The following is a 14,024-nucleotide window of genomic DNA, read 5'->3' as shown; positions in this document are numbered from 1 at the left end:
ATCGAATTGTTGACTAAATAGGCGGTTTTTTTTACGCTTTACCGTCATTCCTCTTATATGATGTAGTAAAACTTACCTAATACGGTAAGACTTATCAAATACTTTAAAATCTAACGAGTCTCATTAAAGCTTATCACTGACTTGTTTACTTACTTTTTTACTTACTTTTTTATTGCAAATAAGAGCAGATCTCATCCTTATGTTTAAACCGCTTGAAAATATACTGAAGTCTCTTCATAACCTAAAAGCATTCCATCAGATAGAACAGAAGGCGAGTCAGATCCCTAAAATTATATTGGGCTTTGCGATTGTGCTTAGTCTGCTGGTGGCGGTTGGCTTGCGCACCTGGCAAGGGGTTAATAAGATGATTGATACCTTTGATCGTTATGCTCAGCGAGGGGAGTTGTTAACAGCGCTGGATAGGGCGCGTTTGCATGAGTTGACCTATGCCAAAGATATGCAGCCTTTAACGGCAAAGAAAGTGGAAGAGAGTGTTGATTTAGCCATTGAGCTTGCCAATGATTTGTCTCACTCTCAGCAGCAAAGTATTTTACAGCGATTGGAAAATTATCGTTATCACTTCCTGAATTATCGCCGACTGGCAGAATCGCATCAAATTATCTCCCAAGATGTACTCATTAAGTCTGCTCAAGCGATTGAGAGTGTTAATGAATTGCTCCACGCTCAGTCGGATCAAATTTCACAATACCGTATCTCGATGCTGGAGTTGCAAGATAGAAGTGTAGACAGTGTTAAGCCGCGTCAACAGCTTGTCGATGATAAAGCACAACTGCTGACTCTGTTGCAGTCGTTGGAAGATTCTTTAGAGGCAGCACGTCAGTGGTCTCGTGACTTTTTATTAAGTGGCGATAGGTATAAAAAGCGTGATTATCAAACGAAGGCACTGGACAGTTTAGATATTGCGCTCAAATTGAGTGAAGAGGTTGGGCGACACTTATTAAAGTCTGATGATCACCTGGCGTTCAAGGTTGCCGATCTGAATGTTCACACTTATGTTGATGCGTTTAAGAACCTTAAAGAGTTGGATGAAAAACTCGAATTGACCGCCCATCACATGGTGAGTTCTGCCAAGCAAGCCGATAAGTTGCTGCTGGATGTTAAACAAGAAATCGTCAATGACTTTAACCAAGTGCGCTCTGAATCGGTGTTTATCTCGTTTTTGTTGGCGGTATTTTTTATCTCTTTGACTGTGCTGGGTTATTTGATTTATCAGTCGATGTCTAACCTGATCAAATACATTATGTTATCGCGTGAGTCGCGGGATAAGGCGTTGGAAGCGAGTAAGGTGAAGTCGAAGTTCCTGGCTAATATGAGTCATGAAATTCGTACGCCAATGAATGCGATTATTGGCATGAGTCAGTTGGCGCTTAATTCCGACCTTGATCCTAAGCAGAAGAAATACATCACTAATATTCATAGTGCTTCGAACTCGTTGCTTAATATTACCAATGATATTTTGGATTTATCTAAGCTTGAATCGGGGACGTTTACTATTGAGTCGATTGATTTTTCTCTGCGTGATTTGCTCGATAATGTCAGCAATTTAATGTCGTTCTCGGCGCAGCAAAAAGGGCTTAAATTCAATGCGGTGATCCCACTTGAGTTACCCGATCATATTCAAGGCGATCCGACGCGTATTAATCAGGTGTTGATGAACTTGATTGGTAATGCGGTTAAGTTTACTCAAGAGGGGTCGGTGACCTTATCGGTGACGCATCACTGTGAAAAGGACGGTACGCTGATTTTGTACTTCTCGGTCACGGATACGGGCATTGGTATTAAAGCGCAGGATTTGACGCGTCTGTTCCAACCTTTTAGTCAGCTCGATGGCTCAACCAGTCGTATTTATGGCGGGACTGGGCTGGGTCTTGTCATTAGTAAGCAGTTGATTGAGATGATGGGCGGTACGATCAATGTGATGAGTACCCCGCAGATGGGCAGCCGTTTTGAGTTTGATATTACTTCGCGTTTAGTGGTGCGCCAACCGGCAGCGAAGCCGATGGCAGAGGTTGAGGCGAAGTCACTCAATCAACGTCTTGATATCTTGAAAGATAAGCGTATTTTGTTGGCGGAAGATAATGATATTAACCAGCAACTGGTCGAGGCTTTGATTGGTGATAAGCTCCATTTGACTTTGTGTAGTAACGGGCAAGAAGCGCTTACTCTGATCGCTCAATACTATAATACTGAGCAAGCTTTTGATGGCGTATTGATGGATTGTCAAATGCCGGTGATGGATGGTTATACTGCCACGCAAGCGATCCGCCAAGAGTTGGGGCTGACGTTGCCAATACTTGCCATGACGGCTAATGTGATGAAAGAAGATCATCAGCAAGCGTTAGACAGTGGCATGAATGATGTGATTGGTAAACCGATTGATACCTCTGAAATGTTCAATAAGATGCTGCGCTGGTTTGCTGATGAGTCAGAAGGTGCGATGGATGATCAAGCGGCAGTGCTCGACCAAGCGGATGAAACGACCGATTTAAGCCCTTATTTGCAGAGGTTATCGGGGGCATGCTGTGGGGTGGATGTTCCTGGCGGTTTAACCTTGGTCGGCAATGATCAAAATCTATGCGAGCGTTTGGTGCGTCAGTTTGCCGAAGAGTACCGCGAGTTTGAGGTGGAGAATAAGGCGAGCTTTGTCCATCGCCTCAAGGGAACGGCGGGCAATTTAAGCTTTATGACTCTTTATCAAGCGTGTTTGCAGTATGAAAGTGCGCCAAGTGATGAAGAATTTACGCTTTTAATCAATGAAATTAATTATATGGTTGCTACGATAGATAAAGTGAGTGCAGCCAATGATGCGGATGCAAGTGAGTCGTTTGATGATGTGATCAACGGCTCTTTTATGGAGCTAGAAAAAGATATGGATAGTGAGCTGAGTAACTTAGTTGGGCATGTGCTGATTGTTGAAGATGATCTTATCAATCAGATGTTATTGAAGAATATGCTGCAAGACTTTGGCGTGACAACCGATGTGGCGAGTGATGGACTGATCGCGTTGGAGAAGATTGCGGCGAGCAAAGCCGGTTACGATCTGGTGATGACCGATTTCTTTATGCCAAATTTGAATGGCAGTGAATTTGCTGAGCATTTGCGTACTAATATAGCGCGTTATGGTTATCTAAATATTATCGGCATGACCGGTGAATCGAGCTTGCCAGAGAAAGAGACTCAGCACATGGATATCATCTTACATAAGCCGTTTAACCGCGCTGAAATTCATGCGGCTTTGAGTAAGTATCTGTTGGTATCGAGTCAGAATTACATCAGTCGCAGCTTAAATGAGAAGTTCTCGAGCTACAGTGTTGAGAGCCGCTTGGAAGTGTTTAATATTATCGTGACGACTTTAAGTGCTGATATTGTGACGGTGCGTAAGGCGCAAGGTGATAGTCTGGCGGCGATTTCGCATAAGATTAAGGGCAGCAGTAATATGCTCGGCTTAACGGATATGGCGAATTTGGCGCGTGATCTGCAAAATGAGCAAGATCAGGGGGTGATTGATGATATTAAATCTCAGCTTGAAAAAGAGATGTTGAAGGTGATTGATGAGACCAGCACGATGATCGATGAATTGGGCTTTGAAGGTTAGCTTGTAGGTTAGGTTTTAATCATCGGTGAGCGTCGAGAATAAGAATGTGAGGTTTGCTTTTCCTTTGCACCAAGAAGGGAGTATTATCAACGGTTAGTCTCTCTTTTTGAACTGAGTATTTTGCATGTCGATACCTTCTTTACACACAGCTGTTGATGAATGGTGGCTGGCTAGCGTTGATGGTGTAGCGCCGTCTTTGTTAGCGTCCGATCTTTCATCACAGCCTGTCCCATCTCAACTGCCAGCCTTGCCTGAGCATCCGTTGACAGCGCGCCACTTTGATGTGAGTTATGTGCAGCAGCGTGGCTACCTTGAACACCTGCGCTTGTCGGGTATCTCTTTTACTCAACTGTTTGATTTGGCGCTGTTAAGTGTGCTGGATGCGACCTTGATGGGCGAAGAGAAGTTAGGCATTAATCAATTTTTATCTGATGACACTAGTTTAGCATCGAGTGATTTATCTCAGTGGCAAGCGAGTGTGGCTTTTATTACTGGCAGCGATGAGGCGTTAGGTCGCTATTTCGCGAGTCCAGAACAGTGGCTGCAGTCTCTTGTCAAAAACACAGCACAGACGATCGATTGGTCGCGTCTGTTACTCGATTGTATTTTAGCTTATCGCCTGCGTGATGATACTGAGCGTTGGATTGGGCTGATGGTCTCGCCTAAATACGCTATTTATCAGCAAATCTTAGCCAGTCGTGATGATTCGGTGATTGCTCATGTTGCTAAGCATGCTCTGCAAGGTTTGACTAACCAAGATGCGCCTTTGATTACCATTACTTCGGTGTGGCAGCAGTGGCTTAAGCGTACGGATTCGCCATCAACAATGGGCATCGCTAAGAAAGAACGTCTGATTTGGCAGCTTGATGAACTCGCAGGTCGCGTGGAAATTAAGGTGCAAGCAAAGGGCAAAAGTGGCTGGAGCAAAGGACGTAAGGTGTCGCTTGAGCAGCTAAAAGAGAAGCACGATGGTCTACTAAGCAGTAGCGATCGCGCCATTTTATTAGCGATTGAGACGGCTAATGCAGAGGGCGATGGCGCTTTACCCACCGATCGCAGTGCTGAGGTGCGCAAGAGTGTTGCGCTGGCGTTGTGTGATGCGGATAACTTGTATGGCTTTGATAGCGATCAGGTGTCGTTTTATAAAGAAATTCCGCTGCTGGTTTGGCGTCATGAAGCTGAGACTAACGCTGAAACCCAACTAACTGAGCAGTTTGAGTTGTATCCTTTCTATGCCGAGCGTACGTGTGCTGCGCCTTGGCTCTATCACGCGCAAGATTCGATTTATCGTTTTGTTGATGTGCCAAATTCCATCGAAACGCAATTGACGCGCTGGCAAGATACGCTGGTGACGGTGGAGCGTAAAGATCAGCTGATTGAACTGTTATCTGAGCATGTGGATTGGTTTGATGTCGACAATGACCAAGGCTCGGTAACGCGTGGTGATTGGAGTGATACGCCGAATGTTTGGCTCTCTTGGAATGGTACGTCGCTGGATTTATCCATTGAGCACTCTTCTCATAATGGCTTGGTGGGCAGTGCGTCAGGTAGGGGCAGTGAGTGGTTACATGGCTCTGATGGTTTGTGGTATCAGCGTGATTTGGATAAAGAGTATCGCCAAGCGCAAGAGTTAGTGCTGGCGCTCGATCTTAATGATCATAGTTCAATGAAATGGCAGTTAGCGGGGAAAGAGGCGCTGTCATTAATGGCGTTGGTGGAAGCGCAGTCAGATCTGCCTTTGCATTGGAAAGCCAATAGTCAGCAGTTAAAAGTGGTCGGTGTGGATGATTTTTCTATGTCGATCAATAAGAATCAAAACTGGTTTGAAGTGGATGGTCGCGTCGAGATTGATAGTGGTCTGGAGATGGATTTACGTCAGTTGTTGGCACACCATCGCACCGGTTATGTTAATGCCGAAGATGAGTCAGTCACGTTGTTGATCACTGATGAACTGCGTCGTCAGTTAAGTTTACTTGATAGTTTGGTCGATGATGAGCAGCATGTTGATCATCGTATGGCGTTTCCGTTGCAGCAGTTGATCGATTCGATGTCAGCCAGCAGTGATGATGCGTGGCAGGCGTTGGTGGAATCGTGGCAGGCGCAACCTGTGCTTGCTGATGATCTGCTTGAACCGTTACGTGATTATCAAAAAGAGAGTGTGCTGTGGGCGGCGCATTTAACCGAGCATGGTTTTGGCGCTTGTCTTGCCGATGATATGGGCTTGGGTAAAACCTTGCAGGCGTTGACGTTGATGACGCACTATCAATCGCAGGGACCAAGTTTAGTGGTGTGTCCTAAGTCGGTATTGAGTAACTGGCAAGAAGAGTCGCAACGTTTCACGCCAAGTTTGAATATTATTGATTTAGAGGCGTGCCAAGACCGTATTCAAGCGATCGATCGTGCTGGCGTCAATGATGTGATCTTGCTGAGCTATGGCTTGGTGACGCGTTTATCGGATGCGTTAAATGAAGTGACTTGGAACTGTGCGGTGCTCGATGAAGCGCAGCAGATCAAGAACCCGCAAGCGAAACGTTCGAAAGTGGTGTTTGGTTTGCAAGCTCAGCGTCGTTTTGCGCTTTCGGGTACGCCGGTTGAGAATCACTTGGTTGAGCTGTGGAGTTTGTTTTCGTTCTTAAACCCTGGCTTATTGGGTGATTTGAAAACTTTCCGCAGTAAGTACGCGCAAGCGAGTAAGCAAGAGCAAGATATGTGGCGCTTAAAGGCGTTGGTGAGTCCGTTCATTATGCGTCGTACTAAAGGCGAAGTGTTAACTGAACTGCCAGCGAAGACGGAAATTATCCACCATATTGAGCTATCGAATAAAGAGCGTACGGCGTATGAAGCGGTGCGTAAAGAGTCGCTGGTGGCATTGAAAAGTGCCAATAGCCGTGGCGTGGTTGAGGTGTTTGCTGCGTTAACTAAGCTGCGTCAAATTTGTTGTGATGTCGGCTTGGTGTTTGATCATCTGCAAGGGCAAAGTACCAAGCTGCTTGAGGCGCAACTGTTGATAGAAGAGGCGCTGGATGGCGATCACAACGTGCTGGTGTTTAGTCAGTTTGTTGGGGTGTTGAAGCGTTTTTCTGCTCAGCTTGATAAAGATAATATTGCTTACAGTTACTTAGATGGCAAGTTGTCGACTAAGCAGCGTCAGCAAGCGGTGGATTCGTTTAAAGATGGTACACACCGTGTCTTTTTGATCAGTTTGAAAGCGGGTGGTACCGGGCTGAACTTAACCGAAGCGGATACGGTGATTCATATTGATCCGTGGTGGAACCCTGCGGTGGAAGATCAAGCCAGTGACCGTGCTTATCGTATGGGTCAGCAAAAGCCCGTGACGGTTTATCGTTTGGTGACGCGTGAGACGATTGAAGAGAAGATTATTGCGCTGCACCATGATAAGCGGGATTTGGCGGATCAGGTTTTGTCGGCAAGTTCTGAGAGTCGCACGCTAGATCCACAACAGTTACTTGGCTTGTTAGAAAACGATTAATGATTTAATAGCCTTAGCTTGGTTACCGAGTTAAGGCTTCCCTTCTTTCCTATGCCGCTGTTTGATGTTTTATACGGGCAATATCACGCTTTTCTCTTATTTGTGTCATTGATTTTTCTTTCTTTTGTCTTACCTGCGATTCTTTCCTATATACTCTTTCTTTAATCTGTTTATTTTTTGTCTTCTTTTCGTTTTCCCTTAGGTTGGTCTATGCGATTTCGTGGTGCTTTCTATTTGGTTTTATCTTTATGTTTGATGGCGTTAGTGCCAACTCAAGCTGCAACGGATAAGGATTTAAAAGACGTAAAGAGTCATATTTCTCGTCAAAAGCAATCGTTATCGAAACAGCAAAAGGCGTTGGATAAGTTGCAAGATCAGCTGAAAAAACAAGAGTTGGCCATTGCTGATGTGGAGAAGAAGATTCATACCACGCGCAGTCAGTTGAAAACCTCAAAAGGCAACATGTCGCAGATTGAAGGTAACATTGCCCAACTTGAGCAGCAGAAGGCATCGCAAGCCACTCATTTAGAGCAGTTGCTGCAAACGTATTACATTACTCAGCGTGCTAAATCGACCACGAATCTGCTCCATACTGGGGTGGAAGAGGATCGTATTAGTCAGTATTTTCAGCATTTAGCCAAGTCTCGTGCTAAGGCGATTGATGCGCTGTCGAAAACCCAAGAACAGTTATCGGGTCAAGAGACGCAGCGTACTTTGGAACAAGCGCAGATTTCACAGTTGTTGGCGAGTCAAACCGCCGAGCGTGATACGTTGCGTAAGGCGCAGTCGCAGCGTCAGGGTACATTGGCGAAGTTGCGTGGCGGTATTGCCAGTGATCAAGCGAATTTGGCAGAGTTGCAGCGTAATGAGGCGCGTTTGGTGGCGGAGATTGCGAAGGCGGCGAAGCGTAATGCGGTGTTGATGGATGGGTTGGCGAAGCGTCGTGGTAAGTTGCCGTGGCCGATTAAGGGTAAGGTGTTGCATCGCTATGGTACGCCGCAGTCTGGTCAGATTGATTGGAAGGGGATGGTGATTAAGGCGAATTATGGTCAGGAAGTGAAGGCAGTTTATTCAGGCACGGTGGTGTTTGCGGAGTATTTGCGTGGCTATGGTTTGTTGGTGTTGCTCGACCATGGTAAGGGTGACATGACCTTGTATGGATATAACCAGGCGTTGACTAAGCAAGAAGGCGATAAGGTGTTGGCTGGTGAGACGATTGCGTTGGCTGGTGATACGGGTGGTCAGTCGCAGGCGTCGCTGTATTTTGAGATCCGCCGTAATAGTCGCGAGCAGAATCCATTGAGTTGGTTGAAGAAGTAACAGTAAGAGCAGGAAAAAGCAGGGAAGAGAAGATAAAAGTTATAAGTTAGAAAGTAAGAGCGAAGAGCAGAGGAAGAGCAGAGGAAAGTTACAAGTTAGAAAGTAAGAGCGAAAAGCAGGAAAGAGCAGATAAAAGTTATAAGTAAGAGCGAAGAGCAGAAAAAAGCAGATAAAAGTAAGAGCGAAGAGCAGAAAAAAAGCAGATAAAAGTAAGAGCGAAGAGGAAAGTAAAAGATAAGAGCTGGGTTCATTTCGATCCCCTCACTTGATCTTGCTCTTGGCTCTTGATCTTACTTTTCTCTTTCTAACTTTCCTCTGCTCTTAAACTTTCTCTTTGACTGGTTATGTCAGGTGATCTTTATTTAAAAAGAATGTCGCCTGTCATGTCAGCTGGGATTTCAGTACCCGTTAGTGCTAGCATTGTTGGTGCTAGGTCAGATAGTTTACCACCTGACTTAAGTTCTAGCTCTTTGTTACCAACATAGATAAGTGGCACTGGTAGGTTAGTGTGTGCAGTGTGGATGCCGCCCGTTTCTGGGTTTACCATCATTTCTGCGTTACCGTGGTCAGCGGTGATTAGCATTTGGCCATCAACTTCTTTGATCGCTTCTACTACTTTACCGATACACTCATCAAGCGCTTCACTTGCTTTAACTGCTGCATCGTAAACGCCAGTGTGGCCAACCATGTCACAGTTAGGGAAGTTACATACGATAGCGTCGTACTTACCTGATTTGATTGCTGCAACTAGCTTTTCAGTTAGCTCTGGTGCGCTCATTTCTGGTTGTAGGTCGTAAGTTGCTACTTTTGGAGAAGCAACAAGTTGACGCTCTTCGCCAGCGAACTCAGATTCCATACCGCCATTGAAGAAGAAAGTCACGTGTGCGTATTTTTCAGTTTCAGAAATACGTAGCTGCGTTTGACCTTGCTTAGATAGCCATTCGCCGTACGTGTTCTCTAGAGAAGCTGGTGGGAATGCACAAAGTAGTGGGATATCTGCTGCGTATTGAGTCAGCATCACAAAGTCGATTGCTGGGAATGCTTTACGCTCGAACTCGCTAAATGCAGGAACGAATGTACGAGTGATTTCACGCGCACGGTCAGCACGGTAGTTCATGAAGATTACCGCGTCGCCATCAACGATAGCGGCAGACTCTTCACCCGCTTTCTTAAGCTCTGTTGCTTGTACGAATTCATCGTTTTCTTCACGAGCGTAAGCTGCTTCTAGACCTTCAACCGCTGTTTCGAATGTGAATTCAGCGCTTGCTTGAGTTAGAAGATCGTAACATTTCTCTACGCGATCCCAGTTGTTATCACGATCCATTGCGTAGTAACGACCGATAAGTGACGCAACGCGACCTTTACCTAGTTTAGCGAATAGATCTTGGAATTTTTGTAGTGAGTTTTCTGCGCTACGTGGCGGAGTATCACGGCCATCTAGGAAAGCGTGTAGGTAGATTTTCTCTGCGCCACGCTCTGCTGCCATTTCAACGGCTGCGTAGATGTGATCTTCGTGAGAGTGTACGCCACCTGGAGACATAAGACCCATGATGTGTACTGCTTTGTCAGCTTTAACCGCTTTGTCGATCGCGTTTGCTAGTGCTTCTGTGTGAGCGAATTCACCGTCAGCAATCGATTTAGTGATGCGAGTTAAGTCTTGGTATACAACGCGACCAGCACCGATGTTGGTGTGACCTACTTCAGAGTTACCCATTTGACCATCTGGCAAACCTACATCTAAGCCAGAAGCTGAGATTAGTGTGCTTGGTTGATTAGCGATTAGGCCATCAAGTACTGGAGTGTTTGCGTTTGCGATTGCGTTGTCTTGATTGTCTTCACGGTAACCGTAACCATCAAGGATCACTAGAGCCATTGGCTTCTTAGCTGACATAGGACTGACCTCGTTAATTTCTAAATCAAAAAATAGTTAAAAATTGTAACCATTGACGCTTTTATATCATCATCGATAAATAGGCAAGCGACACAGTTTGAAATATTTCAATATAAATTAGCGTAACTTTACTACAGTTTATAGCGTTAATTGTAGTGGAAGATCAATATATGTGGTTGGAATGTGAAAGTAGCCTACAAGATCGTATCTTAGCGGGAAGATAAGCGGGTGTGATAAATGAGATTTTCTGTGTGTTTTGCCGATCTTATCGTATACGTAGCTTGATCTTGGTCGCGATTTTTTATCTCACCGGTTGCGCTTTGTGCTTAGATCCTTTCTCTTGTATGACTAAATCGCTATACTCCGAGCCTAACTATTTTTCGCCACAACATCGTGAGTTCAGAATAATGCAAGAGTACATTGAGTTTTTTCAACAGAACATGATTTTAGGGATTGTTTGGATTGGTTTAGTAGTTGGTGTCATTATGACGACTATTAAAGCAGCAACTGCCGCATATAAAGAGATTACTGCTGCACAAACCACTCAACTGATGAACCGTGAAAATGGTGTCGTGGTTGATATCCGCACCAAAGATGAGTTCCAAAAAGGTCACATTACTGACGCACTTCACATTTTACCGTCTGAAATTAAAGAGGGTAACTTTGGTAGCCTTGAAAATCACAAAGCTGACCCAATCATTGTTGTATGTAAGACGGGTCAAACCGCTCAAGACAATGCAAATTTATTAGCAAAAGCCGGCTTTGAAAACGTAAATGTATTAAAAAGTGGCTTAATTGGCTGGAGTGAAGCAAAAATGCCACTTATTCGTGGTAAAAAGTAACTCAGCGAATTTTAGTGACCATCAAATCACTATCATTGCATGAATTTTATATAAGTAAGAATTTTTAAGGATTAAGAAAATGGCTGAAGCAGCACAACAAGAAGCACAACAATTTGCTATCCAACGTATCTTCCTAAAAGATGTTTCTTTTGAAGCGCCTAACTCTCCAGATATGTTCCAAAAAGAATGGCAGCCAGATGTTAAACTGGATCTTGATACTCAAAGCCGTGAACTAGGCGAAGGCGTTTACGAAGTTATCCTACGTCTTACTGTTACTGTTAAGAACGCTGACGATGTTGCTTTCCTTTGTGAAGTTCAACAAGGCGGTATCTTTACTGCTGGTCAAATGGAAGCGGGTCAACTAGCTCATTGTCTAGGTGCATTCTGCCCGAACATCCTATTCCCATACGCTCGTGAAACGATTTCTAGCCTAGTAGTTAAAGGTACGTTCCCACAACTGAACCTTGCGCCAGTTAACTTTGACGCATTGTTCATGAACTACCTACAAAACCAAGCTCAATCTGCAGAGCAAACAGAACAGGCATAAGCGATAAGCTAACCTTTTTGTTACGATAAGAATGCACACACCTTTCGTTTGCGAACGATAATTAGGGTGATGTGCATTTTTTATTTATACTAGCCAATAAATGACGATTCTCATTAAAATACAGGTTTTCACGATATGACAGATACTCATAATGCTTACGGTAAAGAGATTGCCATGACGGTGATCGGTGCTGGCTCTTACGGCACATCTTTAGCGATTTCTTTAGCTCGTAATGGCGCAAATGTGGTGATTTGGGGTCACGAACCTGAGCATATGGCGCGTTTAGAAGCGGACCGTGCGAACCATGAGTTTCTACCTGGGATTGATTTTCCTGCTTCGCTGATTGTTGAGTCTGACTTAAACAAGGCGGTGCAAGCGAGTCGTGATTTATTGGTTGTGGTACCGAGTCATGTGTTTGGTCTAGTACTTAATAATATCAAACCGCATTTACGTGCTGATACGCGTTTATGTTGGGCCACCAAAGGACTTGAGCCTGAAACCGGTCGCCTGCTAAAAGAAGTGGCGGATGATGTATTAGGTGATAGCTACTCATTGGCGGTTTTGTCTGGTCCAACGTTTGCTAAAGAATTGGCAATGGGCATGCCGACAGCGATTTCGGTTGCGTCTCCTGATGCGCAGTTTGTGACGGATTTACAAGAGAAAGTGCACTGCAGCAAAACGCTACGAGTGTACGCGAACGATGATTTCATTGGCATGCAACTTGGCGGCGCAGTGAAGAACGTGATTGCGATTGGCGCAGGTATGTCGGATGGTATCGGTTTTGGTGCCAATGCGCGTACGGCTTTAATCACGCGTGGTTTAGCGGAAATGACACGTCTCGGCGCTGCACTGGGCGCACAACCTGAAACCTTTATGGGTATGGCTGGTTTAGGCGATCTAGTGCTAACTTGTACCGATAATCAATCTCGTAACCGCCGCTTTGGTTTGGCGCTTGGTCACGGTAAAGATGTGGATACCGCGCAAGAAGAGATAGGTCAAGTTGTTGAAGGTTACCGCAACACCAAGGAAGTGTGGTTGCTGGCAGGTCGCATGGGCGTTGAAATGCCGATTGTTGATCAAATCTATCAGGTTCTATACCAAGGTAAAGATGCTATGCAAGCGGCGCAAGACTTACTTGGTCGTGAGAAAAAGTCAGAAAAAGCCTAAATAATAAAACAGTAAAATCGTTTAAGAATAATGAGCCATGGATGGTGATTGGAGTGATGAATGAAGAAGTGTGAAAAAGAAAAAGTGTGGGCATCTATTGTCCGTGAAGCCCGTGAGCAAGCGGAACAAGAGCCGATGCTGGCAAGCTTTTATCATTCGACCTTAATCAACCATGAAAGCTTAGGTGCCGCGCTGAGCTACATCTTAGCCAATAAACTCAAGACCGCTTCCATGCCGGCAATGGCTGTTCGTGAAGTGATTGAGCAAGCGTTCAATGAAGACCCGACCATTACCGAAGCCGCAGCGTGTGATATCTGTGCGACGGTTAATCGTGACCCAGCTGTATCCATGTTCTCGATGCCGCTACTTTACCTCAAGGGCTATCATGCTCTACAAGGTTATCGTGTGGCGAACTGGCTGTGGAATCAAGGTCGTGTCGCGCTGGCTACTTACCTGCAAAATCAAATATCAGTGGCGTGTCAGGTGGATATCCACCCTGCAGCGAACATTGGTCGTGGCATCATGCTCGATCACGCCACTGGCATTGTGATTGGTGAAACGGCTATCGTAGAAAATGATGTATCGATTCTGCAAGACGTGACGCTCGGTGGTACTGGTAAAGAGTGTGGCGATCGTCACCCGAAAATTCGTGAAGGCGTGATGATTGGTGCTGGGGCAAAAATCCTCGGCAACATTGAAGTCGGCGTCGGCGCAAAAATCGGCTCATGCTCCGTCGTACTCAACCCCGTCCCACCACACACCACGGTTGCAGGCGTACCGGCAAAAATCGTCGGCCGCCCAAAAAGTGAAATGCCATCACTCGACATGGATCAGCAATTCAACGGCAAGTCACAAAGCTTCATCGGTGGCGACGGAATCTAACTCAACCGGTCTGCTCCCTCATCCCACCCACTTCTCCGATAATAGGCGAGATTACATTGAGTCCGATATATCGGATTGTGGTATTTGAAGTGATTCAGTTATGTGGTTGTGATGGAGCAGACATCAATGGGCATGGATGCCCATTACTAAGCGAACAGGGAAGTCTTGAGCGGTCTGCGTAATCATCTCCACATTCAGTGCAGGTTTACTTATCTTTTCTCTTTTCTCTTTTCTCTTTCCGCTTTATCTTCTAACTTTCTAACTTTCTA

At 45.2% G+C, this 14,024-nt stretch carries 8 protein-coding genes; 7 read left to right on the top strand and 1 reads right to left on the bottom strand.

What is annotated here, in order from left to right:
* The first annotated feature begins 199 nt into the window (after positions 1-199).
* The 3 genes from BCU68_RS10910 to BCU68_RS10900 all read left to right on the top strand — a co-directional run bounded on the left by BCU68_RS10910 (position 200) and on the right by BCU68_RS10900 (position 8,426).
* Entirely contained in the window at positions 200-3,616 is a 3,417-nt protein-coding gene (locus tag BCU68_RS10910; protein ID WP_102564782.1) for a response regulator, read from the top strand.
* A gap of 124 nt (positions 3,617-3,740) precedes the next feature.
* Entirely contained in the window at positions 3,741-7,106 is a 3,366-nt protein-coding gene (locus tag BCU68_RS10905) for a DEAD/DEAH box helicase (protein ID WP_102564781.1), read from the top strand.
* A 255-nt stretch (positions 7,107-7,361) separates the two neighbouring features.
* Positions 7,362-8,426: a peptidoglycan DD-metalloendopeptidase family protein gene (locus BCU68_RS10900; RefSeq protein ID WP_241901358.1), complete on the top strand. Its 1,065-nt coding sequence runs from the start codon at positions 7,362-7,364 to the stop codon at positions 8,424-8,426.
* 358 nt (positions 8,427-8,784) lie between these two features.
* Here BCU68_RS10900 and gpmM read toward each other — a convergent pair whose 3' ends face one another.
* A complete protein-coding gene (gene gpmM / locus BCU68_RS10895) occupies positions 8,785-10,317 on the bottom strand; it encodes a 2,3-bisphosphoglycerate-independent phosphoglycerate mutase (RefSeq protein WP_102564779.1) in 1,533 nt (510 codons plus the stop codon).
* Positions 10,318-10,724: 407 nt separating this feature from the next.
* On the opposite strand from gpmM, the gene BCU68_RS10890 reads away from it, so the two are divergent.
* The 4 genes from BCU68_RS10890 to cysE all read left to right on the top strand — a co-directional run bounded on the left by BCU68_RS10890 (position 10,725) and on the right by cysE (position 13,755).
* Positions 10,725-11,159 carry a rhodanese-like domain-containing protein gene (locus BCU68_RS10890; RefSeq protein WP_102564778.1) on the top strand — a complete coding sequence of 145 codons (435 nt, stop codon included), beginning with the start codon at positions 10,725-10,727 and terminating at the stop codon, positions 11,157-11,159.
* 79 nt (positions 11,160-11,238) lie between these two features.
* The gene (secB, locus tag BCU68_RS10885; RefSeq protein WP_102564777.1) at positions 11,239-11,706 is read left to right on the top strand and encodes a protein-export chaperone SecB; all 468 of its coding nucleotides are present in this window, start codon (positions 11,239-11,241) and stop codon (positions 11,704-11,706) included.
* A gap of 135 nt (positions 11,707-11,841) precedes the next feature.
* Entirely contained in the window at positions 11,842-12,873 is a 1,032-nt protein-coding gene (gene gpsA, locus BCU68_RS10880; RefSeq protein ID WP_102564776.1) for an NAD(P)H-dependent glycerol-3-phosphate dehydrogenase, read from the top strand.
* Positions 12,874-12,933: 60 nt separating this feature from the next.
* Positions 12,934-13,755 carry a serine O-acetyltransferase gene (gene cysE / locus BCU68_RS10875; protein WP_102564775.1) on the top strand — a complete coding sequence of 274 codons (822 nt, stop codon included), beginning with the start codon at positions 12,934-12,936 and terminating at the stop codon, positions 13,753-13,755.
* The last annotated feature ends 269 nt before the right edge of the window (positions 13,756-14,024 follow it).

Origin of the sequence: Vibrio sp. 10N.286.49.B3 (assembly GCF_002873395.1) — a bacterium.
Taxonomy (GTDB): Bacteria; Pseudomonadota; Gammaproteobacteria; order Enterobacterales; family Vibrionaceae; genus Vibrio.
The sequence above is the reverse complement of the archived record's forward strand: the minus strand, read 5'-3'. Positions and strand labels throughout refer to the sequence as shown.